We start from the raw sequence: 26,166 nt of genomic DNA on the forward strand, positions 1-26,166 counted from the left end.
CGTACAGAGCGCCCGGGAGTTTCCGAGGCAAGTGTGCCACCTGCCCCGGAAGGGATCACTCCCCGGTCGCCTTGGCGATGATCTCCTTCGACACGTTGGCCGGAACCTCCGCGTACGAATCGAACACCATGGAGTAGTTCGCCCGGCCCTGGGTCTTCGACCGCAGGTCACCGATGTAACCGAACATCTCCGAGAGCGGAACCAGCGCCTTGACGACACGGGCACCACTGCGTTCCTCCATGGCCTGGATCTGACCACGGCGGGAGTTCAAGTCGCCGATCACGTCGCCCATGTAATCCTCGGGCGTGATGACCTCGACCGCCATCATCGGCTCGAGGATCACCGGACCGGCCTTGCGGGCCGCTTCCTTCAGGGCCTGCGCGCCGGCGATCTTGAACGCCATTTCCGACGAGTCCACGTCGTGGTAGGCGCCGTCCAGCAGCGTGACCTTCAGGTTGACCAGCGGATAACCGGCGAGCACACCGTACTGCATCGCGTCCTGGGCACCGGCGTCGACCGAAGGGATGTACTCCTTCGGCACGCGGCCACCGGTGACCTTGTTCTCGAACTCGTAGTGCGCGCCGTCCTCGCCCACGAACGGCTCGAGGGCGATGATGACCTTCGCGAACTGACCCGAGCCACCCGTCTGCTTCTTGTGGGTGTACTCGAGCTTCTCGACCGTCTTGGTGATGGTCTCGCGGTAGGCCACCTGGGGCTTGCCGACGTTCGCCTCGACCTTGAACTCGCGCTTCATGCGGTCGACAAGGATGTCGAGGTGCAGCTCGCCCATGCCACCGATGACCGTCTGACCGGTCTCGGGGTCGAGCTTGACCGAGAAGGTGGGATCCTCTTCGGCCAGCTTCTGGATCGCGGTGCCCAGCTTCTCCTGGTCGGACTTGGTCTTCGGCTCGATCGAGACCTCGATGACCGGGTCCGGGAAGGTCATGGACTCCAGCACGATCTGGTTCTGGGGATCGCACAGGGTGTCACCGGTGGTGGTGTCCTTGAGGCCGATCACCGCGTAGATGTGGCCCGCGGAGACCTCGGGAACCGGGTTCTCCTTGTTGGCGTGCATCTGGAACAGCTTGCCCAGACGCTCCTTCTTGCCCTTGGTCGCGTTGATGACCTGGGCGCCGGAGTCGACCTTGCCCGAGTACACCCGGATGTAGGTCAGCTTGCCGAAGAAGGGGTGCACCGCGATCTTGAACGCCAGCGCCGCGAAGGGCTCGTCGGCACTCGGACGACGGTTGATGACCTCGTCCTCCTTGCCGGGGACGTGGCCTTCGACGTTCTCGACGTCCAGCGGCGAAGGCAGGTAGTCGATGACGGCGTCGAGCATGGGCTGCACGCCCTTGTTCTTGAACGCCGAGCCGCAGAGCACGGGGTAGGCCTCGGAGTTGACCGTCATCTTGCGGATGGCGCCCTTGATCTCATCGATCGTGAGCTCCTCGCCGCCGAAGAACTTGTCCAGCAGCGCCTCGTCGGACTCCGCGACAGCCTCGAGCAGCTCCTGACGGTACTGCTCGGCCTTCTCGGCCAGATCGGCCGGGATTTCCTTGACCTCGTACTTCTCACCGAGCTTGGTCTCGCCGGTCCACACCTTGGCGTTCATCTCGACCAGGTCGACGACGCCCTCGAAGGTGTCCTCCGCGCCGATGGGCAGCTGGATGACCAGCGGACGCGCGCCGAGGCGGTCCTTGATGGTCTGCACCGTGAAGTAGAAGTCGGCGCCGAGCTTGTCCATCTTGTTGACGAAGCAGATGCGCGGCACGTCGTACTTGTCGGCCTGGCGCCACACCTGCTCGGACTGCGGCTCCACGCCTTCCTTGCCATCGAAGACCGCGACCGCGCCGTCGAGCACGCGCAGCGACCGCTCCACCTCGACGGTGAAGTCCACGTGGCCGGGGGTGTCGATGATGTTGATCTGGTTCTGGTTCCAGAAACAGGTCACCGCGGCGGAGGTGATGGTGATGCCGCGCTCCTGCTCCTGCTCCATCCAGTCGGTGGTCGACGCGCCGTCGTGCGTCTCACCGATCTTGTAGTTGACACCCGTGTAGAAGAGGATGCGTTCGGTAGTGGTGGTCTTACCGGCATCGATGTGGGCCATGATGCCGATGTTGCGGACCTTCTTCAGGTCGGTGAGCACGTCCTGTGCCACGGAAATCTTCCCCGCTCTGCTCTGTAAGCGATAGCTAGTTGGGATCTTGCGTTCGGAGACCCTGGTCGGGTCCTCACTATGTCAACGCCGGAAGGGGCACCGAAGTGCCCTCCTTCCGACCGTGAGGCCTTCCGGCGCCGACACGAGCGACGGGCCGGGCGGCGATCACCAGCGGTAGTGCGCGAAGGCCCGGTTGGATTCGGCCATCTTGTGGGTGTCCTCGCGCCGCTTCACCGAGGCGCCGAGGCCGTTGCTGGCGTCGAGCAGTTCGTTGGCGAGACGCTCGACCATGGTCTTCTCACGACGCGCACGGGCGAAGTTGACCAGCCAGCGCAGCGCGAGGGTGTTGGCACGGCCGGGACGCACCTCGACCGGCACCTGGTAGGTGGCGCCACCGACGCGGCGGGGCTTCACCTCAAGGGAGGGCTTGACGTTGTCGAGCGCGCGCTTGAGGGTGACGACCGGATCGGTGCCGGTCTTCTCGCGCGCCTGCTCCAGCGCACCGTAGACGATGCGCTCCGCGGTGGACTTCTTGCCGTCGAGCAGGATCTTGTTGACCAGCTGCGTGACCAGCGGCGACCCGTAGACCGGGTCGTTGATCAACGGACGCTTGGGAGCGGGGCCCTTGCGCGGCATATCAGCTCTTCTCCTTCTTGGCGCCGTAGCGGCTGCGGGCCTGCTTGCGGTTCTTCACACCCTGGGTGTCGAGGGAGCCGCGGATGATCTTGTAACGCACACCGGGGAGGTCCTTCACACGACCGCCACGGACGAGCACCATCGAGTGCTCCTGCAGGTTGTGGCCTTCGCCGGGGATGTACGCCGTGACCTCGACCTGGCTGGTCAGGCGAACACGCGCGACCTTGCGCAGCGCGGAGTTCGGCTTCTTCGGGGTCGTGGTGTACACGCGGGTGCACACGCCACGACGCTGCGGGCTCCCCTTGAGGGCCGCGGTCTTGGTCTTGGCGACCTTGTCACGGCGACCCTTGCGGACCAGCTGGTTGATGGTTGGCATAGACCGGCTTTCCTTGTTGATTAACGCGGTGTCGGGAACTTCATGGCTGGTTTTCGAGCTGTACTCGCACGTCCAACCACGTTTCTCGCGTCCCGAGGTCGGGCGTGTCGTGCGCGGGCTAGGACCCTTGATCCGGGCACGCCGGAGAGGTCAGCCGCTCTCGCTGGCCTACGTCTACGCACGAACTTGCCCGCATGCTTCCGGGCACAGCGATCCACGATACCCGCGGCCTGCGCAGATGGTCAAAGCGGGGGTCCGGCGGGCGGGGAATCACCTGGCCAGATTCAGCGTCAGCTCCAACAGCGTCTTGGCCGCGCCGCACGGGTCGGGGTGCGCGGACCCGGCGCGGTAGTTGATCCACCAGCCCACCACCCCGGTGTCGGCCGCCGAGGCGGTCACCCCACAGGAGTCCGGATCCCCGGGTCGACGCACCTGCAGGCCCCGCCTGCCCTGCACGGTGATGGTCTCGGTGCTGTAGCCGAGCTTGTCGGCGGTGATCTTCTCGTTGTTGAGCGAGCCGATCTCGTACCAGTTCAGCGTGACCATCGCCAGCCCGCCCGGCGCGTCCTCCACATCCCACATGCAGACCGCGCCGTTGAACGAGCCGTTGACGTACCTGGCGTCGCCGACCGCTTCACCGATCTTCGCCGGCTCGACCACGTCGCATTCGCGGAGCAGCTTGTCGAAGTTGGTGTTGATCTCCTGGCTGCCGCCGGCCGGAAAGGCCGCGCCCTCGACGGTGCGCCCGCACCCGGCCACCATCGCGACCAGCGCCAGCACGGCGCCGCTCAGCGCCGCCGCCCGGCGGCCGGGAACCCTGCGCATCAACGCCCCACCCCTCACTTCAACCGCGCCACGGTGAGTTCGGCCAACTTCCTGGTCTTGTCACATGGGTTGTCCAACGGCCCGAAGAACCCGTACGACATCGACCACTCGAAGAAGTCGTCGTCGAGCTGCACGGCGAGATCGCAGACCGCGCCGCTCGGGTCGAGCGCCGCGAAGCCCGGCCTACCGCCCACCTCGATCGCATCCGGTGCCCGCCCGACGTTGGACACCCACGCCTTCTCCCGCTCGATCGGGCTGCCCCGATAGGAGGCGAAGGTGACACTCGGCGAACCGATGCCCGCGGACTGGTAGTTGCAGCCCACCGAGTTCTTGAACACCTGCGACAGCGTGCCCAGGCCCGCGATGTCGCGTACCTCGTCGTCGGTGACGTGCCCGCACTCGCCGACGAACGGCCCGAGCGAGGCCACCTTCGGCGGCGGGCGCAACGGGGTGTCGGAGCCGGAATCGCCCCCCGAACCGCACGCCGACAACGTCAGGACCAGGGCGAGACCTGTGATGAGCGCCGACGGGATCCGCATGCCAGGCACTCTACCGGGGTTCGCGCAGCACCTCCGGGGTCTCGCCGGCGCCGCGACGAGCGACGTTGCGGCGCTACAGGTTTCCCCGGGCCGCCTGTTCTCGCTCGATGGCCTCGAAGAGGGCTTTGAAGTTGCCCTTGCCGAAACCGAGGGAACCGTGGCGTTCGATGAGTTCGAAGAACACCGTGGGGCGGTCGCCGATCGGCTTGGTGAAGATCTGCAGCAGGTAACCGTCCTCGTCGCGGTCGACCAGGATGCCGCGGCGGCGCAGTTCCTCGACCGGGACACGGACCCGGCCGATGCGGGCGCGCAGGTCGGGGTCCTGGTAGTAGGCGTCGGGGGTGGCGAGGAACTCCACGCCCTCGGCGCGCATCGCGTCCACGGTGGCGAGGATGTCGCCGGTGGCCAGGGCGATGTGCTGGACACCGGGCCCGCGGTGGAATTCGAGGAACTCGTCGATCTGGGAGCGGCGCCGGCCGGGCGCGGGTTCGTTGAGCGGGAACTTCACCCGGTGGTTGCCGTTGGCGACGACCTTGCTCATCAGCGCCGAGTACTCGGTGGCGATGTCGTCGCCGACGAACTCGGCCATGTTCGTGAAGCCCATGACCCGGCGATAGAACTCCACCCAGTGGTCCATCATGCCCAGTTCGACATTGCCGACCACGTGGTCGATGGCCTGGAACAGCCGAGCGGGCCTGCCGGGGCGGGGCCGGAATCCCGAGCGCCGCGGCACGAAGCCGGGCCGGTAGGGGCCGTCGTAGCCGGAGCGGTCCACCAGTGTGTGCCTGGTCGCGCCGTAGGCGGCCAGGGTCGCGGTGCGGACGATACCGTACTCGTCGCGCTCGTCGTGCGGTTCGGCCAGCACGCGCGCGCCCTGCCCGCGCGCCCAGCGCACACAGCGGTCCACATCGGGCACCTCCAGCGCGATGTCGAGCACGCCGTCGCCGTGGCGGCGATGATGCTCGGCCAGGCGGCTGTCGGGGTCGACCGCACCCTGGACCACGAAACGCGCTGCGCCACTGCGCAACACGAACGCCTTGTGATCACGTACACCGGTCTCCGGCCCGGCGTAGGCCTCCAGCCGCATGCCGAGCGCCGATTCCAGGAAGTGGGCGGTCTGGGTCGCGTTGCCGACGACCCAGACCAGCGCGTCCCAGCCGATCACCGGGAACGGGTCGATGCTCACGTCGTGGTCGACCAGCCCGACGAGATCGCGCAACTCGCCGTCGGTCGGCAGATTCTCGAGGGTCATGGTCCAAGGAAATCCCGGCGGTGTGACCTGGGCAACAGCGCCGCCGCCGGGTGCACAGTCTGGCGAAATCGGCCAGGAACAACCCCGATGAGCTGTGCAGATTGCCTAGCATGGGGACATCGACTCATCGCGCCCGAGGAGGCAGCCGTGTCCCGTACCCCGGCGAGACTGGACGAACTGGATCTGGCCATCCTCACCGCGATGCACGAGCACCAGAAGGCCGGGATCCTGGAGCTGTCCCGGCGCACCAGGGTGGCCAGGGCGACGGTGCAGTCGCGGATCTCGCGAATGGAGGAGGCCGGGGTGATCGCCTCCTACGATCCCCAGATCGACGTCACCGCGGCCGGATTCGACGTGCAGGCCTTCGTCACGCTGGAGATCGCCCAGGGCGCGCTCGACACCCTCGCCGCCGAACTCGACGCGATCCCCGGCGTCCTGGAGGCCTACGCCACCACCGGCACCGGCGACGTGCTGTGCCGCATCGGCGCCGACTCGCACGCGGGACTCCAGGCGGTGTTGCTGAGCATCGACCGGACCAGTTCGGTCGTGCGCTCGCACAGCGTCATCGTGCTGTCCACGGTGGTCCCGCGCCGCACCCTGCCACTGCTGCGCACCCTGACCCCCACCACGACCAGCAAAGCGCCCGCCTATCGCGACCCGCACTGAGTTCCGGGACGGTCCGGATCAGGGCCGCACATCCGCGCCGACGCCGAGAATCTCCACGCTCGGCGTCAGCTCGGGCTCGAGAAAGGCCAGCAGCGCGGCCGCCTCGGCGGCCACCTGCTCGCGCTCGGCCGCCGTCCAGGCACGCGCAGGCACGATGCGCAGCCGCGCCCGCCCGGCCCGCGGGAAGACCTTGTACACCCCCGCCACGAAACCGTCGACCAGCACCGGCGACAGCATCGTGGCGTAGGAGCGCAGAGCCGCGGCCGCGCCCTCCGGCACGATCCGCGCCCGGTCCTGGTGGCTGAGCAGGGCGTTGTCGTACCAGCCGAGCAGCCGGACCGGAGCCGGACGGTCCGGGTCGGCCAGTGGCGCGTCGGCGAGGTCGTAGAGGGTGCGACCGCGCTCGTCGGTGTAGGTGCGCAGACGGTCACCCAGCGCGGTCACCGCCGCGCGCCAACCCGGCAGCTTCGACCAGGTCTGCATGTCACCGGTGCTCGCCGGGCCGAACGCGCGCAGGTAGCGCACGGCCAGCTCGGTCAACGGGTAGCCCGGTTCCAGCGCCGCCCCCAGCCACGGCTGCACCCGCGACCACACCGGCCTGCTGTTGTCCTTCCAGCGCCCGCGCGGCGGGGTCTGTAGCACCGGCAGCTGATACAGCCAGGTCTGCACGACCGCGCCCGGATCGCGATCGGGATACCGCTGCGCGGCGCGTTCCCGCAGCACGGCGGCGGGCACCGGGTCGTCGCCGAGCACCCGCTCGCCGTCGGCGCGCACCCGCTCGGGATCGAGGCCGACCATCGCGCCGTAGTTGAAGCCCTTGCGGAACGGGATCTTCTCCAGTTCCGGCTGGATCATCGGCGCGATGCGCAGCGCGTCGGCCGCGGTCAGCAGATGGATGGTGCCGCGCATCGCCGTGATCCGCACCAGGGTGCGTTCGGTGAGCCCGACCGACACCGAAGCCGGATCGAAATCCGCTGTGCGACTCCACAATCCGACGAACGGCGGGGTGACGTCCTGCGCCTGCAGGCCGACCAGGTGCTCGCACATCCGCGGCACCGACAGCTCCGACCGCGCCAGCAGATGCTGGCGCTCGAGCAGGGTGCGGTTGAGCACCCTGGCCGACAGCGGCACGTCAGCGGACCGTCACGACCACCTTGCCGGTGGCGGTGCGATTGTCCAGCGAGGCGACCGCCTCGGCGGCCCGGTCCAGCGGGTACAGCACCGGCTGCGGCGGCGCGATCGCACCCGAGGCCAACAGCGGCTCCACCTCGGCCCACTGCTCGGCCAGGTAACCGGGGTGCGACATCACCCATTCGCCCCACGCCGCGCCGACCACCTCGACGTTCTTCAACAGCAGGCGGTTCACCTTCACCGTCGGGATCTCACCGGCGGTGAAGCCGACGACCAGCAGGCGGCCCGCCGAGGCCAGCGAGCGAATGCTGTCGGTGAACCGGTCCCCACCCACCGGGTCGAGCACGATGTCCACCCCGCGCCCGCCGGTCAGTTCCTTCACCGCCGCCAGCCAGCCCTCGGTGAGCACCACGTCGGTGGCGCCGTTGGCCTTGGCGACCTCGGCCTTCTCGGGCGTGCTCACCACCGCGACCACCCGGCTCGCCCCGAGCGCGGCGGCCATCCGCAGCGTCGAGGTGCCGATGCCGCCCGCGGCGCCGTGCACCAGCACCGTCTCCCCCGGCGCGAGCCTGCCGCGGTTGCGCAGGCAGAAGTGCACGGTCAGGTCGTTGAACAGAATGCCTGCGCCCGCCTCCATCGAGATGTTGTCCGGCAGCTTGAACACCATTTCCGCCGGGGTCACCGCGACCTCGGCGATGGCGTTGCCGAGCATGGTCAGCGCCAGCACCCGGTCGCCGGGGCGCACATGCGCGCCCTCGGGTGCCTCGCGCACCACGCCCGCCACCTCGCCGCCCACCACGAACGGCAGCTCCGGCTTCATCTGGTAGAGCCCGCGGGTCATCAGCACGTCGGGGAACGCCACGCCGGCGGCATGCACATCGATGACCACACCGCCGGGGAAGGCGGCGGGTTCGGGGATGTCGACGATCTCGACCGCTTCCGGTCCTTCCAACCTGCTGACCTGAGCTGCGCGCATGGGCCGACCTCTCTGTCCGATTCGACGACATCGGTCGTCGTCGATGACACCGTGACCAACATAACGGGCAGGCTGTGGATACTGCTCGGCGCACAGTCCACAGGCGTCCCGACGGCCCCTGTCCTGGGCCCTGATTTTGTTATGCTTGCTCGGCTTTCAGGGACGGGGAGAAGGGGGATTTTCCATGACCGAAGGGGCGCAGAACGCCGGGTTGCAGGTGAACCCGGCCGCGCTGCAGACGTTCGCGACCAACCTGGGTGCCGAGGCGGGGGAACTCACCGGCCTCGGCGCGGGCACCGCGTTCAGCACCGCGGTCGGCGCGCTGCCCGGCACCGACTTCGGCGCCGTCGCCCAGCAGTCCGCCGACGTGGTGAACCGCTGCCTGGCGCGGATGGGGGAACGGCTCACCACCGTCGCCGACAGCATGCGCACCGCCGCGGGCAGCTACGAGATGGCCGAGGCCGATTTCACCCGCGCGCTCACCACCATCGGGCTGCAGCTGCCATGACCCTCACCGTCGACGACGTCGCCGCCTGGCAGCCCGAGCAGCTCACCGCGGCAGCCGACCACGCCAAGGCCGTGTACGAGGGCATCGACCGCATCGTGGGCAAGGCCCTCACCGACACCCAGGCACTCACCGACACCAATGCCTGGTCCGGCGTCGCGGGCGCGGCCGCCCGCACCCGGATGGACACCGAGAAATCCCGCGCCTCCGCCGTGGGCGCCGCGCTGACCGCCCTGGAGACCGCCTATCGCACCCAGGTCGGCGCGCTGAGCGCCTGCAAGGACAAGGTGGTGCGACTGCGCACCACCTTCCTCGACGAGCCGCCGGTGGGCTTCGAGGTCGCCGCCGACGGGCTGGTCACCGCCGCGGCCCGCATCCAGCGGCTGCGGGACAACGCCGGTGACACCGACGTCACGACCCTCGTTCTCGCCGAGGAGGCCGCCGCGGCCCAGCGCACCCTCGACCTGCGTCTGGCCCTCAAAGCGGCCGAGGACGCCGCCACGGCCGCCCGCACCGCGGTCGCCACCGCCAACACCGCCGTCGAACAAGCCTTCGCCGCCCTCGGCGACCCGAAACTCGGCGTCCCGGCCCAGGGCAGCGACACCTCGACCACCCCGGCCGCCGCCCCCGTCGCGGGCACACCCCCCGCCCAGGAGCGGCCGAGCTACGCCATGTCGGGCAGTGGTGGGGGGTCGGGGAGTTCGGGGTACTCGGGCGGGTCCGGATATTCGGGAACGTCGGGTTCTCTTGGCGGGCAGAGCTCCAGTGCCCCCACGGGTCCGTTGCCCACGGGCGACGTGGCGAAGTGGATCGAGGACGCGAAGAAGATCCTCATCGAGATGGGATACAAGCCCGAGGAGATCGACGAACGCGCCATCGCGATGATCATCCAGCACGAATCCGGCGGCAACCCGTATGCCGAGAACCGCTGGGACAGCAATTGGCTGGCCGGCCACCCTTCCAAGGGAATCATGCAGACGATCGACAGCACCTTCAACGCATACAAAGCGCCGGGTCACGACGATATCTGGAATCCTGTGGACAACATCGTCGCCGCTGTTCGGTACTCGATCGACCGGTACGGCTCGCTGTCGAACGTGCCCGGCGTGGCGGCGGTGAATCAGGGCGGTGCCTATCAGGGCTACTGACGCACTCGGCGCTCGGACGCCGGGTGTTCCCGGGGAAACCGCCGTCCTCACCCGCCGCGGCTGGCTCCGGCCCGATCAGCTGCGGCTCGGCGAAGAGACACTGGGTTTCGATCCCACTACGCGCACTACGGGCTGGCCATACCCGCGACGGCTTCACCCGCATCACCCAGGTCGATGGCGAGCTGCAGAATGCGATCCAGCTCGTGGTCTTCCTCGCCGGGCACCGTCCGACCTATTCCCGCCTGCGCGCCGCCGAGCGCGGTTTCCGTCCCTCCGGGAACATCGGTATCGCGCGGGCGCACTCAGCGCCTTCGATGTTCCATGACAGGCGGGCGTGCCGGCGGGAGCCGGTCTGGTGGGTGGCGACCGAACGGGGATCGTGGACGGCCCGGCAGGGACGCATCATCACGTTGGCCGGCGCCGGGAACGCACCGACGGTCCTGGGACCACCTCGGGTGACCGCGCGGTTGCCGGCCGGAGCGAAGGGCGCGGGTGCTGCCCGAGCTGCGGGTACACCTGAGTACAGTCGGCTCGACGCGAGGGTGTGACGTACGCCCCGTAAAGTCGTCTCTCAACAGCACCGCAAGAAGACCGCGGCACAACGTGCAGCGCGAGGAGCACCAGTGTCACTCGATCAGCCACTCGCCCCGCTTCCCGAGGAGGGCATGGGCTTTGTTTCGGCGTGGCCCGTCCGGGCTGGCGATGTGGATCCGTACAACCGGCTGCGTTTCGACGCGGTCGCGAGGTACCTGCAGGATATCGCCTGGGAAGAGTTACATCAGACCTTCCTGCATCGCTCGGATCCGAACTGGATCGTGCGGCGCACGGTGGTCGACGTCATCCGGCCGGTGCTGTGGCCGGACGACGTGCGGTTGCTGCGCTGGTGCTCGAGCATGTCCACCCGGTGGACGAACATGCGGGTGCGGATCACCAGCGGCAACGGCGGCCTGATCGAGACCGAGGGTTTCTGGATCAACATCAGCGAATCGACCGGCATGCCGGCCAGGATCAGCGACGAGGGCCTGTCCTACCTGGCCAAGACCACCGACGAGCACCGGCTGCGCTGGCGCCCGTACCTGACCGACGCGACCCCGCCGGAATCGGACACCGACCTGCCGTTCCCGGTCCGCGCCACCGACATCGACCAGTACAACCACGTGAACAACGCCTGTTACTGGCAGGCGGTCGAGCAGTTCCTCGTCGAGTACCCCAAGCTGGTCGCCGGGCCGCATCGGGCCGTGATCGAGTACGTCGCCCCCGTGCTGGCCAGGCAGCACATCAGTGTGCGCAGCCGGTACGAACCCGGCGACCGGACCGGCAGGCCGCAGCTGCGGCTGTGGTTCGTGGTCGGCGGCACGACGACGACCGTCGTGCGCATCATGCCGCTACCCGGCTGACCGGCCGGCACCCACACGAGCGGCGGACGCCCTCGTGGCCGCCCGCCGCCCGTCGATCCGTTCAGCCGCGCGCGGCCTTCAGCAGGTCCTCGCGCGTGGTGAACTTGACCCGCGGCCGTCCCGCGGACTTGCCCGCGGTCTTCTCCGCCTCATCGATGCTCTTCCAGCCCTGCCGGTCGACCAGGTCGGCCTGCCGTTCGGCGACCAGCGTCTGCAGTGCCGCGCGGTCTGCGCCGGGTGCGGCGAGTTTGCCCGCCATGAAGTCGGCGATGAGCTGTTCGACGGTCTCCTGCGAGTCGGTGCGGTTGGAGCCGATGACACCGCGCGGACCGCGCTTGATCCAGCCGCTGACATACACGCCGGTCAACGGTTCGCCGTCGGCGCCGAGCACGCGGCCCGCCGCGTTGGGCACCACGCCGCGCTGCTCGTCGAAGGGCAGTTCGCCCACCGGCTCGCCCTTGTAGCCGATCGAGCGCAGCACCAGCGACGCGTCGAGCCGGTCGGTCTCGCCGGTGGCCCGGGCGACCAGCTGTCCGCCCTCCTCGACCAGCTCGTTGCGCACGAATTCGATGCCCTCGACCCGGTCGCTGCCGGTGAGCGCGGTCGGCGAGGCCAGGTAGCGGAAGACGATGCGCTTGTTGGCCGGGTCGGGAGTGGTGGCGGCGTACTCCTGGGCGAGGGTGTACTTCAGCCGCAGCGACGGCTCGGCGTCGGGGTCGTCGAGCAGCGCCTGGCTGACCGGGTCGAGCACCAGCTCGGCGTCCTCGACGACCACGTCGACGCCCTTCAGGTGCGCGAGCGCCATGAACTCCGGCGTGGTGTAGGCGGCCTGCAGCGGTCCGCGGCGGCCGAGCACCACGACCTCGCGGATGTTGCTCGCCCGCAACGCCGCCAGCGCGTGGTCGGCAATGTCGGTCTTGGCGAGCTCGTCGGGGTCGACGGTGAGCACGCGGGCCACGTCGAGGGCGACGTTGCCGTTGCCGACGATCACGGCGCGCTCGCCCGACAGATCGAAGGTGCGGTCGGCGAAATCGGGATGGCCGTTGTACCAGGCCACGAACTCGGTCGCGGAGTGGCTGCCGGGCAGGTCCTCGCCGGGGATGTTCATCCGGCGGTCCGAGGCGGCGCCGACGGCGTAGATCACCGCGTGGTGGTGGGCGAGCAGTTCCTCGTGCGAGATGTGCGTGCCCACCTCGACGTTGAGGTAGTACTGCAGGGTGTCGCGGCGGAAGGCCGACTCGAACATGCGCGAGACGGTCTTGGTGCCGGGGTGGTCCGGGGCGACGCCCGCGCGCACCAGGCCCCACGGGGTGGGCAGCCGGTCGAACATCTCGACCTCGACATCGCAGCGGCGCAGCAGTTCCTCGGCGGCGTAGCAGGCGGCCGGCCCGGCGCCGACGATCGCGACCCGCAGCGTGCCGAGTTCCTTGGGCGGGCGCACCGGCGCCACGATCGGATCGAAGTTCGGTTCGAGCGGATGACGCTGGAAGTAGGCGGCGTTGACGTCGCGGAACCGCGCGAGCGAGGCCGTCAGGTCGTCCTCGGAGAAGATGGCCTCCACCGGGCACGCGTCCACGCAGGCACCGCAGTCGATGCAGGTGTCCGGGTCGATGTAGAGCATTTCGGTCGTCGCGAACTCCGGCTGGTCCGGGGTGGGGCGAATGCAGTCGACCGGGCACTCGGAGACGCAGCTCGCGTCGTTGCAACAACGCTGCGTGATTACGTAGGCCATAGTGTGCAGATCCTCGAAACGTACGTGGGCTGGCGCCACCCGCGGGTCGGTGGACAGGCATCACAGTGGGCGGATAGCGATATGTGACGCCGCTTTCAGTGTGCCTCGAGAGTGGCGTGTGCCTCTCGCCGGAACGCCTACCTGACTACCACACGCCGTGTGTCGCGGTGAATTCGACCACAGCGTGTGCGGCGTGCCGGGGACGGAATACCGTGTCGGCATGGCGCGGACCCTGATCCTCATGCGGCACGGCAAATCCGGCTATCCCGCGGGCGTCGACGATCACGACCGCCCGCTGGCCCCGCGCGGGCAGCGCGAGGCGGGCCTGGCCGGTGAGTGGCTGCGCGCGACCCAGCCCCCGATCGACGCGGTGCGCTGCTCGACCGCCACGCGGACCAGGCAGACGCTGACGGCCACCGGGGTCGGCGCACCCGTGGTCTTTGAACGCGGCATCTACGAGGCCTCGCCGCGCACGCTCATCGAGCTGATCCAGCTCTCCGACGACGACGTGCGGACCCTGCTGCTGATCGGTCACGCTCCGGGCATGCCGTGGACGGCCTGGGAGTTGGCGGGCAACCGGGACTCGGCCGCCGCGGTGGAGCTGAGCCGCAAGTTCCCCACCTCGGCCCTGGCGGTGCTCACCTTCGACCGGCCGTGGTCGCAGGTCGACGAGGGCGCGGGCGAACTGGTGACCTTCCACATTCCGCGCTGACACGCACGGACCCACTGATACTCGAAAGGCATCGAATGTGTCAGTGGTCACTGCCATGCTCGGGTGATGGATTGGAAAATCGAGCTGGTAGCCATCCCGGTCACCGATGTGGACCGGGCCAAGGAGTTCTACACCCGGATCGGCTTCCACGCCGATCACGACCAGTCGCCCACCCCGGACATCCGTTTCGTGCAGCTCACCCCGCCGGGTTCGGCGTGCTCGATCTGCATCGGCCGCGGCATCACCGAGGCGACGCCGGGCAGCGTCGAGGGCGTGCAGATGGTGGTCGACAGCGCCGAGGAGGCGTACCGCCGGTTGCGCGCGGCGGGCGTCGACGCCACGCCCGTCGAGGACATGGGCTGGGGCCTGTTCACGTTCTTCAGCGATCCGGACGGCAACAAGTGGGCGGTCCAGCAGTTGCCGAAGTACGACTGATCCGCTCGGCGCGGTCGGCCGAGCGGGCGCCCGTCTAGCATCGGGGCATGACGCCGGACGCGACGCCCGACCGTGTGGGGGTGGACAGGCAGACTCCCGCCGTGTACCGAGCCCAGACGGCCGTGGCCGCGCAGGTGCGCATCGCGGCCGGAGCCGCCGGGCTGGACCGCAGGCTGGTCGAGCTGGTGAACCTGCGGGTCTCCCAGATCAACGGCTGCACGCACTGCTTGGACACCCACTATCGCGCGGCCGTGCGGGCCGGGGCCACCGAGCAGGAGCTCGCGGTGCTGGCCGCGTGGCGCCGCGGCGGGCCGTTCTCCGCGTTCGACCGCGCGGCACTCGGGCTGGCGGAGGTCACGGCGACGCTGCCGGAGGAATCGCTGCTCGAGCGTGAGTACGCTCGAGCACGTCAGCACTTGTCCGACGACCAGATCTCGGTGATCGTCTGGATCGCCACCACGATCGGCGCGTTCAACCGCGTGTCGATCCTGAGCAAGCACCCGGTGCGGGCGCGTAAGGAGAACGCCGACATGACCGATACCGCGGAAACCACGGTCACCCGCAATGCGGACAAGAGCCGCTACGACATCTTCTACGGGGGCGAGCTCGCCGGTTTCGCCGAGTACGTCGAGCGCGGCGAGGACACCGATTTCGTGCACACCGAGATCGACAAGGCCTTCGGCGGCAAGGGCCTGGGCACCGTCCTGGCCGAGCGGGCGCTCGACGACACGGTCGCGCGTGGGCGCACCATCATCGCGCACTGCCCGTTCATCAAGGCGTTCATCGACAAGCACCCGAAGTACGACCCGCACGTGGTGGGCAAGGGCATCCAGCGGTGAGCGATCTGGATCCGCATCCGGACGAGGCGGTGTGCGCCCCGGCGCCCGGTCCCGGCCCGGTGGCCGAGCTGTATCCGGCGCGTGAGGTGCCGCTGGGCGGGGTGCGCGGCGTGTACGTGGAACGCGTACTGCCACAACGGGATCTGCCGACCGTGGGCGCCTGGTGTTTCCTCGATCATTTCGGCGCACCGACCGTCACCAAGACCGACGCCCCGCCGGACATCGATCCGCACCCGCACATCGGGCTGCAGACGGTCACCTGGCCGTTCCAGGGCCGGATCCGGCACCGTGATTCGGTGGGCTCGGACGTGGTGATCAATCCCGGCCAGCTCAATCTGATGACCTCGGGTGTCGGCATCGCGCATTCGGAGTACTACGACACCGAGGCCCCCGCCAGTCACGGCCTGCAGCTGTGGATCGCGCTGCCGCGCGAGAGCACCGGGGTGGCACCGCATTTCGAGCAGCACCGCGACCTGCCGGTGTACGAGGCCGCCGGCGTGCGCGCCGTCGTGTTGATCGGCACGCTGGCCGGGCTCACCTCCCCGGCCCGGGCCTACACGCCGATCGTGGGCGCGGACATGCGGGTCGCGGCGGGCGCCGAGGTGAGCATCCCGGTCGACCCGTCCTTCGAGCACGCGCTGCTGGTGATCGAGGGCGAGGTGACGGTCGCGGACACCTCGCTGAAACCCGGCCCGCTGCTGTATCTGGGCACCGATCGCCGCGAGCTGCGGTTGAGCAGCGGCCCCGGCGCGCACGTGGCGCTGATCGGCGGCGAGCCGTTCGGCGAGGAACTGGTGATGTGGTGGAACTTCGTGGGCCGCACCCACGAGGAGATCGTGGCGGCCCGCACCCAGTGGGAGCGCCACGACGTCGGCCGGTTCCCCGACATCGCCGGTCACCGTCCCGAGCAGCGCATTCCGGCGCCGCCGCTGCCCCCGCTGCATCTGAAACCGCGCAAGCGCAGGCTGGGCGCGGCCCGCGAGTGACCGCGACGGCGCCGGAAACGGCTGTGGCTCGGGTTGATCGGTGGCTCAAGCCGATCGGGCCAGCAGGGCGTCCAGCGCGCGGTAGCTGGCCTCCAGCCCCTCCGACATCCCCGACTCGAACATGCCGTCGCGTTCGAACGGGGTGTGGAACTGGCTGTCGGTGACCACTTTGGTGCGCCCGTCACCGAGGTCGACGAAGGTGGTGCTGTCGATCGCGACGTGCGCGGGCATACCGTCCCATTCGAAGGACTGCACGATGCGCTCGCGCGGGGTGATCTCGCGGAACCGGCCTTCGAAGCCGTGCGCCTCGCCGTCGGCGTGCTCGACGAAGCGGTAGTGCCCGCCCTTGCGGAACTCCCATCGTTCGACGTCGAGGGTGTTGCCCCGGCCCCACCACTGGACCAGCTGCTCGATGCGGCTGTACGCCTCCCAGACCCGCTCGACCGGGGCGTTGAAGATCCGCTCCACGTGGATCTCCCGATCGCCGCTCTTGGTGACGGTGGCTTCGTTGGTTGTCGTGCTCATCTGTCCCGCTCCGTTCGTTCGAGGAATTCACCGAGACGGTCCATCCGCGCTTCCACCATCCGCCGGTAGCCCTGCAGCCACGCCAGCTCACGGTCGAAGACGTTCGCACCGAGCCGGCAGTACCTGACCCGGCCGCGCTTCTCGGTGTCGATCATGCCCGCCTCCTCCAGCAGTCGCAGGTGCTTCTTCATGCCCGTGAGGGTCATGTCGAACTGCTCGGCCAGCTCGGAGACGGTCGCGGGCCCGCGGGCGAGGCGCTCGAGGATCCCACGCCGGGTGGGATCCGCGAGTGCCCCGAACGAGGCGTCGAGGAAGTCATACTGAACCATCTAGTTCAGTATCGGATATGAGGCGGACCACGTCAACCCCTCGCGCGCGGTTGCTCCCGACATCCGCTCGCGCCCGGTAGGTTGACCGAAGATCTCCGGACTTTCCGGACAACGGCACGACAGGAAGACTTGCGATGCGTCTGAGCGCGACGACGATGCTGGCCGTGGTGGCCATCGGTCTGGCGGCGGGTACCGCCGACGCCCACCCCCATCCCGCCCCCGACCATTCGGCCCCGATCACCGCCGACACCCCACCCCATCTGCACGGCAGCGTCGCGGGACTGGACTACGTCGTCGCGGTGAGCGAGGACCGGCGGACGACCGTGGCCGATCTGCCCGGTGGCCGCTTCGACCTGGTCCACGACGGCCGGGTGGTCACCGTCACCGGACCCGACGGGGAGATCCTGGCCGCCCTGCCGATGCTCGTGCGCGTCGCGGATCGCGCGGTCGAGCTGACCCCGACGGTGAGCGAGGGCGGCACCCGGCTGACCCTCACCCCGGCCGCGGGCGCGTCGGCACCGCTGCGTGACGTCAGCTCCCAGGACCGGTTCTGGGACGAGGTGAACCGGGCGATGCCGCAGATCCAGGCCGGCGCGGGGATCGGCGCGGTGATCGGCTTCCTGCTCGGCTTCCCGCTCGGGCTGTTCGTCTTCGACTTCATCACCGTGCCGCTCGGCACCGTGATCGGCGCGGCGGTCGGCGCGTTCGCCGGGCTCTACGCCGGTGGTGGACAACCCGCCGTGGATGCCGCGATCGCGTATCTGACCGGCCAGCCCTGAGTCACGACCAGCGCCGATCCAGAAATCCGAAACAAACCCTCGTCACACTGGCGCAAATGTGACTATGCTGCTGTTCCGATTGCGCTCACGCATCGAACCGGGCTTCCGGAACACCACGCACCGGATCCCAGAGATCCGCCTAGCAAGAGGACCTGCAGCATGTTCAGCTTCATCGCCCTGATCGACTCTGCCACCGCGAACTCGGTCGACTCCACCATGATCATCACCAACTTCCTCAACGCGTTCGTCACCGGTTCCGCGGGCTCGCAGAGCAACAACGGCGGCGTGGCTGTCTGACCACCAGCTCCGCGAACAGCAGAACGGCCCCCGCTCCGGATCGGAGCGGGGGCCGTTCGGTCGTTCGGACGCGGGTCAGCGGTAGTCGCTGAACCCGTAGTCGTCCAGCGGCACCGCGGCGCCGGTGGAGGAGCCGAAGCTGTCCGGGCTGTAGTAGGTGTCGTCGTAGGACGGCACCGCGTACGCCGCGGCACGCGCCTCCTCGGTCGGCTGAACCTGGATGTTGCGGTAGCGGTTGATGCCGGTACCGGCCGGGATCAGCTTGCCGATGATCACGTTCTCCTTCAGACCGATGAGCTTGTCGGAGCGGCAGTTGATCGCCGCGTCCGTCAGGACCCTGGTGGTCTCCTGGAACGACGCCGCCGACAGCCACGAATCGGTGGCCAGCGACGCCTTGGTGATACCCATCAGCACCGGACGACCCGAGGCGGGCTCGCCGCCCTCGGCCACGACCCGGCGGTTGGCGGCCTCGAACTCGGCACGCTCGGTGAGCGAGCCGGGCAGGAACTCCGTCGAACCCGAGTCGATGATCGTCACGCGACGCAGCATCTGGCGCACGATGACCTCGATGTGCTTGTCGTGGATCGACACACCCTGGCTCCGGTAGACCTCCTGGACCTCGTGGACCAGGTGGACCTGAACCTGACGGGGGCCCATCACGCGCAGCACCTCGTGCGGATCGGCCGCGCCCTCCAGCAGCTGCTGGCCGACCTCGACGTGGTCGCCGTCGGACAGCAGTCGCTCGGTGCCGTCGTCGTGCTTGAACACGCGCAGGCGCTGACGCTTGGAGAGCTTGTCGTAGACGACTTCCTCGCCACCGTCATCCGGGATGATGGTGATCTTGTAGAAGCGGTCGTCGTCCTCGAGCCGCACGCGGCCCGAGACCTCCGCGATCGGGGCCTTGCCCTTGGGCACGCGGGCCTCGAACAGCTCCTGCACACGCGGCAGACCACCGGTGATGTCGTCACCGGCGACACCACCCTGGTGGAAGGTACGCATGGTCAGCTGGGTACCGGGCTCACCGATGGACTGGGCGGCGACGATGCCGACGGCCTCGCCGATGTCGACCAGCTTGCCGGTGGCCATCGAGCGGCCGTAGCAGGTCGCGCAGACGCCGGTGCCGGTGGTGCAGGTCAGCACGGAGCGGACCTTCACCTCGGTGATGCCCGCCTCGAGCAGCGCCTCCAGCGCCGGGTCGCCCAGATCGGCGCCCTTGGCCACGATGACGTTGCCGTTCGCGTCGACCGCGTCCGCGGCCAGGGTCCTGGCGTAGGTCGAGGTCTCCACGTGCGGGTCGCGGATGATCGAGCCGTCGGGCTGCTTCTCCGCGATCGGCACCACGATGCCGCGCTCGGTGCCGCAGTCGTGCTCGCGCACGATCACGTCCTGCGAGACGTCCACCAGACGACGGGTCAGGTAGCCCGAGTCGGCGGTACGCAGCGCGGTGTCGGCCAGACCCTTACGCGCGCCGTGGGTGTTGATGAAGTACTCCAGAACCGTCAGGCCCTCACGGAAGGAGGACTTGATCGGCCGCGGGATGAACTCACCCTTCGGGTTCGTCACCAGGCCCTTCATACCGGCGAGGGTACGGGTCTGGGTGAAGTTACCCGTGGCGCCCGAGTCGACGATCGTGATGATCGGGTTGTCGGCCGGGTAGTGCGCGCGCAGCGCCTTACCGACCTCTTCGGTCGCCTCCTGCCAGATCTTGACCAGGGCGTTGTTGCGCTCCTGGTGATCGAGCGCACCACGCTGGTACTTCTTCTCGATCTGATCCGACTGCGCCTCGTAGCGCTCCATGATCTCCGCCTTCTCCGGCGGCACGAGCACGTCGGACATGGAGACGGTGACACCCGAACGCGTGGCCCAGTAGAAGCCGGCGTCCTTGAGCTTGTCGACGGTCTGGGCGACCACGATCATCGGGTACCGCTCGGCGAGATCGTTGATGATCGTCGCCTGCCGCTTCTTCGGCATCGGCTCGTTGATGAACGGGTAGTCCGCGGGCAGCAGTTCGTTGAACAGCACCCGGCCCAGCGTGGTCTCGGTGGTCCACGCGTCGCCGCGCTGCCAGCCCTCGGGGAACAGCTCCGCCTCGACGTCCTTGGGCGGACGCTGGTCGGTCAGGCGGACCTTGATCTTCGAGCGCACGGTCAGCTCGCCGCGGTCGACGGCCATCTGCGCCTCGGCGGGCGAGGAGTAGACGCCGAACTCCGGGGCGTCCGCGGTGGCCGGACGGTACTCGCCCTTGGCGCCCTCTTCCAGGCGGGTCAGGTAGTACAGGCCGGTCACCATGTCCAGACGCGGCATGGCCAGCGGGCGGCCGGACGCCGGGGACAGGATGTTGTTCGACGACAGCATCAGGATGCGCGCCTCGGCCTGCGCCTCCGCCGACAGCGGCAGGTGCACGGCCATCTGGTCACCGTCGAAGTCGGCGTTGAACGCTTCACAGACCAGCGGGTGCAGCTGGATGGCCTTGCCTTCCACCAGCTGCGGCTCGAAGGCCTGGATACCCAGGCGGTGCAGGGTGGGCGCGCGGTTGAGCAGCACCGGGTGCTCGGCGATGACCTCTTCGAGGACGTCCCACACCTGCGGGCGCTGCCGCTCCACCATCCGCTTGGCGGACTTGATGTTCTGCGCGTGGTTCAGGTCGACCAGGCGCTTCATCACGAACGGCTTGAACAGCTCGAGCGCCATCAGCTTGGGCAGACCGCACTGGTGCAGCTTGAGCTGCGGGCCGACGACGATGACGGAACGGCCCGAGTAGTCGACACGCTTGCCGAGCAGGTTCTGGCGGAACCGGCCCTGCTTGCCCTTGAGCAGATCCGACAGCGACTTGAGCGGACGGTTGCCCGGTCCGGTGACCGGACGGCCGCGGCGGCCGTTGTCGAACAGCGCGTCCACCGACTCCTGCAGCATCCGCTTCTCGTTGTTGACGATGATCTCGGGCGCGCCGAGGTCGATCAGTCGCTTGAGGCGGTTGTTGCGGTTGATGACGCGGCGGTACAGGTCGTTCAGGTCGGAGGTGGCGAAGCGGCCACCGTCGAGCTGGACCATCGGGCGCAGTTCCGGCGGGATCACCGGAACGGCGTCGAGCACCATGCCCATCGGCGAGTTGCCGTTGGCCTGGAAGGCCGCGACGACCTTGAGCCGCTTGAGCGCGCGCAGCTTCTTCTGGCCCTTGCCGGTGCGGATGGTCTCGCGCAGCGACTCGGCCTCGGCGTCGATGTCGAAGTTCTCCATCAGCTTCTGGATGGACTCCGCACCCATGGCGCCGGTGAAGTACTCGCCGTAGCGGTCGGTGAGCTCGCGGTAGAGCACCTCGTCCACGATGAGCTGCTTGGGGGCCAGCTTGGTGAAGGTGTTCCAGATCTCGTCGAGCCGGTCCAGCTCACGCTGGGCGCGGTCGCGGATCTGGCGCATCTCGCGCTCGCCGCCGTCCTTGACCTTGCGGCGCACGTCGGACTTGGCGCCCTCGGCCTCCAGCTCGGCCAGGTCGGCCTCGAGCTTCTGCGCGCGGGCCTCGAGGTCGGCGTCGCGCTGGTCGGCGACGGCCTTCTTCTCGACCTCCATCTCCGCCTCGAGGGTGGAGAGCTCGTTGTGGCGCAGCTCCTCGTCGACCGAGGTGATGACGTAGGCGGCGAAGTAGATGATCTTCTCGAGATCCTTCGGCGCCAGGTCCAGCAGGTAGCCCAGGCGCGACGGGACGCCCTTGAAGTACCAGATGTGGGTGACGGGGGCGGCCAGCTCGATGTGGCCCATCCGCTCACGACGCACCTTGGCGCGGGTCACCTCGACGCCACAGCGCTCACAGATGATGCCCTTGAAGCGCACGCGCTTGTACTTGCCGCAGTAGCACTCCCAGTCCCGGGTGGGACCGAAGATCTTCTCGCAGAACAAGCCGTCCTTCTCCGGCTTGAGCGTGCGGTAGTTGATGGTCTCCGGCTTCTTCACCTCGCCGTAGGACCACTGGCGGATGTCGTCGGCGGTGGCCAGGCCGATCCGGAGTTCATCGAAGAAGTTGACGTCTAGCACGTAACTTCCTTTCCCCTGTGCGGGTCGAATTCGAGCAAAAGTTCACTAGTGAGGTTCGGGCGGAAACCCGGCCGAGCACTCGTATCGAGCGCGGGAGGGCGGATGCGCGGTTCTCGCATCCGCCCCGACCGCCTAGTTCGCCAAATCGTCGACAGTGGCCGCTTCGTTCCTGGACAGGTTGATGCCCAGGTTCGCCGCGGCGCGCTCCAGGTCCTCGTCCTCGCCTTCGCGCAACTCGATCGCGGCGCCGTCGGACGACAGCACCTCGACGTTGAGGCACAGCGACTGGAGTTCCTTGAGGAGCACCTTGAACGACTCCGGAATGCCCGGCTCCGGAATGTTCTCGCCCTTGACGATCGCCTCGTAGACCTTCACGCGGCCGACGACGTCGTCGGACTTGATCGTGAGCAGTTCCTGCAGGGTGTAGGCCGCGCCGTAGGCCTGCATCGCCCAGCACTCCATCTCACCGAAGCGCTGGCCACCGAACTGGGCCTTACCACCGAGCGGCTGCTGGGTGATCATCGAGTACGGGCCGGTGGAGCGAGCGTGGATCTTGTCGTCGACCAGGTGGTGCAGCTTCAGGATGTACATGTAGCCCACCGCCACCGGGTACGGGAACGGCTCACCGGAACGACCGTCGAACAGCACGGCCTTGCCGTTGTCGTCGACCATCCGCTCGCCGTCACGGTTGGGCAGCGTCGAGCCCAGCAGACCCGTCAGCTCCTCCTCGCGGGCACCGTCGAACACCGGAGTCGCGATGTTGGAGTCCGCGGGGGCCTCCCACATCTCCTCCGGCAGATCCTTGGCCCACTCGGGGTTGCCCTCGACCTTCCAGCCGGCTTTGCCGATCCAGCCGAGGTGGGTTTCCAGGATCTGGCCGATGTTCATCCGCCGCGGCACACCGTGGGTGTTGAGGATGATGTCGACCGGGGTGCCATCGGGCAGGAACGGCATGTCCTCGGTAGGCAGGATCTTGCCGATCACACCCTTGTTCCCGTGCCGACCGGCCAGCTTGTCACCGTCTTGGATCTTGCGCTTCTGCGCCACATACACCCGCACCAACTCGTTGACACCGGGCGGCAGATCGTCATCGTCCTCCCGAGAGAACACCCGGATCCCGATGACCTTGCCCGACTCACCGTGGGGCACCTTCAACGAGGTATCACGCACCTCACGCGCCTTCTCCCCGAAGATCGCCCGCAGCAACCGCTCCTCCGGCGTCAGCTCGGTCTCACCCTTGGGCGTGACCTTACCGACCAGGATGTCACCATCACGCACCTCCGCACCGATCCGCACGATGCCACGCTCGTCCAGATCCGCCAACACCTCATCGGAGACATTCGGAATGTCGCGAGTGATCTCCTCGGCACCGAGCTTGGTGTCACGAGCATCGATCTCGTGCTCCTCGATATGGATCGAGGTCAACACATCCTGCTCCACCAACCGCTGGGACAAGATGATCGCGTCCTCGTAGTTGTGCCCTCCCACGGCATGATCGCCACCAACAGGTTCTTACCCAGCGCCATCTCACCGTTCTCGGTGCACGGCCCATCAGCCAACACCTGCCCGGCCTCGACCCGCTGACCCTCGTCCACGATCGGCCGCTGATTCGAACACGTCCCCTGGTTCGACCGGTTGAACTTCCGCATCCGATACGACTTACGAGTCCCGTCATCGGCCATCACCGTGACGTAATCGGCCGAAACCTCCTCGACCACACCGGCCTTCTCGTTCACCACCACATCACCGGCATCCACCGCCGCACGCAGCTCCATACCGGTACCCACGATCGGCGCCTCCGACCGAATCAACGGCACCGCCTGACGCTGCATATTCGCACCCATCAGCGCACGGTTGGCATCATCATGCTCGAGGAACGGAATCATCGCCGTCGCCACCGACACCATCTGCCGCGGCGACACATCCATGAAGTCGACCTCGGTCGCGGCGACGTACTCCATCTCCTCGTTGCCGCGGCGGCACAGCACGCGGTCCTCGAGGAAACGGCCGTCGGGGCCGACCGGCGAGTTGGCCTGGGCCCGGACGTGCCGGTCCTCCTCGTCGGCGGTGAGGTAGACGACCTCGTCGGTGACCCGGCCGTCGACGACCTTGCGGTACGGGGTCTCGATGAAGCCGAACGGGTTGACCCGCGCGTACACCGACAGCGAACCGATCAGGCCGATGTTCGGGCCTTCCGGGGTCTCGATCGGGCACATGCGGCCATAGTGCGAGGGGTGCACGTCGCGCACTTCCAGGCCGGCGCGCTCACGGGACAGACCGCCGGGGCCCAGCGCCGAGAGGCGGCGCTTGTGGGTCAGGCCCGAGAGCGGGTTGTTCTGGTCCATGAACTGCGACAGCTGCGAGGTGCCGAAGAACTCCTTGATCGCGGCCACGACCGGCCGGATGTTGATCAGGGTCTGCGGCGTGATGGCCTCGACGTCCTGGGTGGTCATGCGCTCACGCACGACGCGCTCCATGCGCGAGAGGCCGACCCGGATCTGGTTCTGGATCAGCTCGCCGACGGTGCGCAGGCGACGGTTGCCGAAGTGGTCGATGTCGTCGACCTCGACGGGCACCTCGACGCCGCCGGGGGCGGTCATCGTCTTGTCACCGGCGTGCAGGCGCACCAGGTACTCGATGGTGGTGACGATGTCTTCCTTCGTCAGCACCGAACCGGTGACCGGCTCGCCCACGTGGATGCCGAGCTTCTTGTTGATCTTGTAGCGGCCGACGCGCGCCAGGTCGTAGCGCTTCTCCTTGAAGAACAGATTCTCCAGCAGGGTCTGCGCCGACTCCTTGGTCGGCGGCTCGCCCGGACGCAGCTTGCGGTAGATGTCGAGCAGCGCCTCGTCCTGGCCGGCGGTGTTGTCCTTCTCCAGGGTGGACATCATGATCTCGGAGAAGCCGAAGCGCTCGGCGATCTCCTCGGTGGTCCAGCCCAGCGCCTTGAGCAGCACGGTGACCGGCTGACGGCGCTTGCGGTCGATGCGCACGCCCACGGTGTCGCGCTTGTCGACGTCGAACTCCAGCCACGCGCCGCGCGACGGGATCACGCGCACGCTGTGCAGGTCCTTCTCGGTGCCCTTGTCGATGCTGTGATCGAAGTACACACCCGGCGAACGCACCAGCTGCGAGACGACCACGCGCTCGGTGCCGTTGATGATGAACGTGCCCTTGTCGGTCATCATCGGGAAATCACCCATGAAGACCGTCTGGCTCTTGATCTCACCGGTGTTGTTGTTGATGAACTCCGCGGTGACGAACAGCGGCGCCGCGTAGGTCATGTCCTTTTCTTTGCACTCGTCGATCGAGGCCTTGACCTCTTCGAAGCGAGGATCGGAGAAGGACAGGGACATGGAGCCGGAGAAGTCCTCGATGGGCGAGAGCTCCTCGAGCACCTCCTCCAGTCCACCGACCAGCCCGACGTCGCCGCGAGCGGCAGCCCGCTCACGCCATTCCGGCGAGCCGATCAACCAGGCGAACGATTCCGTTTGTAGATCGAGAAGACCGGGCACCTCCAAGGGCTCACGAATCTTCGCGAAAGACACCCGCTTCGGGGCTCCGGGGATTCCGGCAACTGCCTTGGTCTGGGTGGAGACTGCCAAGATGCGTCCTTCCAGCACCTCACGCGCGTCGCGTGGTGGTCCGCGACCGTCGCTTGCTTCTGCTACGAATTCCGCTGGTCACGACCCGAACGAAACTCGAACAGGCAACAACGGAAGTAACACCGGAAGGTGGAACTCACGTGTGCGAATCGAGGTATGGACAGGAGGCAGCCAGCGCAACGTCCAAACTTACACCCCTGACCACGGATGTGTCAAAGTACCATCCGTGTGATGTCACACAGCGGTGGCGCGCCGACACGTGTCCGACCCACACCTCCGCACCCGGGAC

The 26,166-nt window shown here is 68.0% G+C and carries 22 protein-coding genes and 1 pseudogene; 10 read left to right on the top strand and 13 right to left on the bottom strand.

The genetic code is table 11. The features are described from left to right. Positions 1-55: 55 nt before the first annotated feature. The 6 genes from fusA to hppD all read right to left on the bottom strand — a co-directional run bounded on the left by fusA (position 56) and on the right by hppD (position 5,786). On the bottom strand, positions 56-2,158 hold the full coding sequence (gene fusA / locus CRM89_RS19185; protein WP_011211610.1) for an elongation factor G: 2,103 nt from the start codon (positions 2,156-2,158) through the stop codon (positions 56-58). A 165-nt stretch (positions 2,159-2,323) separates the two neighbouring features. After that, positions 2,324-2,794 carry a 30S ribosomal protein S7 gene (gene rpsG, locus CRM89_RS19190; protein WP_011211611.1) on the bottom strand — a complete coding sequence of 157 codons (471 nt, stop codon included), beginning with the start codon at positions 2,792-2,794 and terminating at the stop codon, positions 2,324-2,326. A 1-nt stretch (position 2,795) separates the two neighbouring features. After that, positions 2,796-3,170 (bottom strand): 30S ribosomal protein S12, encoded by a 375-nt coding sequence (gene rpsL / locus CRM89_RS19195; RefSeq protein ID WP_011211612.1) that lies wholly within the window; start codon positions 3,168-3,170, stop codon positions 2,796-2,798. A gap of 270 nt (positions 3,171-3,440) precedes the next feature. After that, complete coding sequence (locus CRM89_RS19200) at positions 3,441-3,995, bottom strand: DUF3558 domain-containing protein (protein WP_060594295.1); 555 nt, start codon at positions 3,993-3,995, stop codon at positions 3,441-3,443. A 14-nt stretch (positions 3,996-4,009) separates the two neighbouring features. After that, entirely contained in the window at positions 4,010-4,534 is a 525-nt protein-coding gene (locus CRM89_RS19205; RefSeq protein ID WP_041560440.1) for a DUF3558 domain-containing protein, read from the bottom strand. Between the two features lie 73 nt (positions 4,535-4,607). Continuing rightward, positions 4,608-5,786 carry a 4-hydroxyphenylpyruvate dioxygenase gene (gene hppD, locus CRM89_RS19210; protein ID WP_098085448.1) on the bottom strand — a complete coding sequence of 393 codons (1,179 nt, stop codon included), beginning with the start codon at positions 5,784-5,786 and terminating at the stop codon, positions 4,608-4,610. Positions 5,787-5,933: 147 nt separating this feature from the next. Between hppD and CRM89_RS19215 the strand changes: the two genes are divergently transcribed. Beyond that, the gene (locus CRM89_RS19215; protein ID WP_011211616.1) at positions 5,934-6,452 is read left to right on the top strand and encodes an Lrp/AsnC family transcriptional regulator; all 519 of its coding nucleotides are present in this window, start codon (positions 5,934-5,936) and stop codon (positions 6,450-6,452) included. An 18-nt stretch (positions 6,453-6,470) separates the two neighbouring features. Here the strand turns inward: CRM89_RS19215 and CRM89_RS19220 are convergent, their stop codons facing one another. Together CRM89_RS19220 and CRM89_RS19225 are read right to left on the bottom strand one after the other, a co-directional pair. Then, entirely contained in the window at positions 6,471-7,583 is a 1,113-nt protein-coding gene (locus tag CRM89_RS19220) for a winged helix DNA-binding domain-containing protein (RefSeq protein WP_098085451.1), read from the bottom strand. Between the two features lies 1 nt (position 7,584). Beyond that, a complete protein-coding gene (locus tag CRM89_RS19225; RefSeq protein ID WP_060594288.1) occupies positions 7,585-8,559 on the bottom strand; it encodes an NADPH:quinone oxidoreductase family protein in 975 nt (324 codons plus the stop codon). Positions 8,560-8,743: 184 nt separating this feature from the next. Between CRM89_RS19225 and CRM89_RS19230 the strand changes: the two genes are divergently transcribed. From CRM89_RS19230 to CRM89_RS19240, 3 genes are all read left to right on the top strand, one after another. Beyond that, on the top strand, positions 8,744-9,067 hold the full coding sequence (locus CRM89_RS19230; protein WP_098085453.1) for a type VII secretion target: 324 nt from the start codon (positions 8,744-8,746) through the stop codon (positions 9,065-9,067). Further along, complete coding sequence (locus CRM89_RS19235; RefSeq protein WP_098085456.1) at positions 9,064-10,212, top strand: transglycosylase SLT domain-containing protein; 1,149 nt, start codon at positions 9,064-9,066, stop codon at positions 10,210-10,212. The genes CRM89_RS19230 and CRM89_RS19235 overlap by 4 nt, the downstream gene beginning before the upstream one ends. Before the next feature lie 623 nt (positions 10,213-10,835). Continuing rightward, positions 10,836-11,609, top strand: a complete 774-nt coding sequence (locus CRM89_RS19240) for an acyl-[acyl-carrier-protein] thioesterase (RefSeq protein ID WP_041560441.1) — start codon at positions 10,836-10,838, stop codon at positions 11,607-11,609. A 61-nt stretch (positions 11,610-11,670) separates the two neighbouring features. Here the strand turns inward: CRM89_RS19240 and CRM89_RS19245 are convergent, their stop codons facing one another. Next, a complete protein-coding gene (locus CRM89_RS19245; RefSeq protein WP_011211623.1) occupies positions 11,671-13,341 on the bottom strand; it encodes an FAD-dependent oxidoreductase in 1,671 nt (556 codons plus the stop codon). 220 nt (positions 13,342-13,561) lie between these two features. Here CRM89_RS19245 and CRM89_RS19250 point away from each other — a divergent pair, with 220 nt between their 5' ends. The 4 genes from CRM89_RS19250 (at position 13,562) to CRM89_RS19265 (ending at position 16,313) form a co-directional block, all read left to right on the top strand. Next, the gene (locus tag CRM89_RS19250) at positions 13,562-14,053 is read left to right on the top strand and encodes a histidine phosphatase family protein (protein WP_098087057.1); all 492 of its coding nucleotides are present in this window, start codon (positions 13,562-13,564) and stop codon (positions 14,051-14,053) included. Positions 14,054-14,119: 66 nt separating this feature from the next. After that, entirely contained in the window at positions 14,120-14,488 is a 369-nt protein-coding gene (locus tag CRM89_RS19255; RefSeq protein WP_011211625.1) for a VOC family protein, read from the top strand. Between the two features lie 47 nt (positions 14,489-14,535). Continuing rightward, on the top strand, positions 14,536-15,327 hold the full coding sequence (locus tag CRM89_RS19260; RefSeq protein ID WP_098085458.1) for a GNAT family N-acetyltransferase: 792 nt from the start codon (positions 14,536-14,538) through the stop codon (positions 15,325-15,327). After that, positions 15,324-16,313 carry a pirin family protein gene (locus CRM89_RS19265; RefSeq protein WP_098085461.1) on the top strand — a complete coding sequence of 330 codons (990 nt, stop codon included), beginning with the start codon at positions 15,324-15,326 and terminating at the stop codon, positions 16,311-16,313. The genes CRM89_RS19260 and CRM89_RS19265 overlap by 4 nt, the downstream gene beginning before the upstream one ends. Positions 16,314-16,358: 45 nt before the next feature. Here the strand turns inward: CRM89_RS19265 and CRM89_RS19270 are convergent, their stop codons facing one another. Together CRM89_RS19270 and CRM89_RS19275 are read right to left on the bottom strand one after the other, a co-directional pair. Beyond that, complete coding sequence (locus tag CRM89_RS19270) at positions 16,359-16,838, bottom strand: SRPBCC family protein (RefSeq protein WP_011211628.1); 480 nt, start codon at positions 16,836-16,838, stop codon at positions 16,359-16,361. After that, positions 16,835-17,167, bottom strand: a complete 333-nt coding sequence (locus tag CRM89_RS19275) for a helix-turn-helix transcriptional regulator (protein ID WP_011211629.1) — start codon at positions 17,165-17,167, stop codon at positions 16,835-16,837. Before CRM89_RS19275 ends, CRM89_RS19270 begins: the two co-directional genes overlap by 4 nt. A gap of 134 nt (positions 17,168-17,301) precedes the next feature. On the opposite strand from CRM89_RS19275, the gene CRM89_RS19280 reads away from it, so the two are divergent. Then, positions 17,302-17,946, top strand: coding sequence for a hypothetical protein (locus tag CRM89_RS19280; RefSeq protein WP_098085464.1), 645 nt, complete (start codon positions 17,302-17,304; stop codon positions 17,944-17,946). A gap of 159 nt (positions 17,947-18,105) precedes the next feature. Then, positions 18,106-18,243 carry a hypothetical protein gene (locus tag CRM89_RS31065; protein WP_157838455.1) on the top strand — a complete coding sequence of 46 codons (138 nt, stop codon included), beginning with the start codon at positions 18,106-18,108 and terminating at the stop codon, positions 18,241-18,243. Between the two features lie 75 nt (positions 18,244-18,318). Here CRM89_RS31065 and CRM89_RS19285 read toward each other — a convergent pair whose 3' ends face one another. Both CRM89_RS19285 and CRM89_RS19290 read right to left on the bottom strand, forming a co-directional pair. Then, entirely contained in the window at positions 18,319-22,272 is a 3,954-nt protein-coding gene (locus CRM89_RS19285) for a DNA-directed RNA polymerase subunit beta' (RefSeq protein WP_011211632.1), read from the bottom strand. 132 nt (positions 22,273-22,404) lie between these two features. Then, a pseudogene (locus tag CRM89_RS19290) lies at positions 22,405-25,895 on the bottom strand (DNA-directed RNA polymerase subunit beta). Between the last annotated feature and the right edge of the window lie 271 nt (positions 25,896-26,166).

The organism is Nocardia sp. FDAARGOS_372, assembly GCF_002554515.1.
GTDB classification, from domain to species: domain Bacteria; phylum Actinomycetota; class Actinomycetes; order Mycobacteriales; family Mycobacteriaceae; genus Nocardia; species Nocardia farcinica.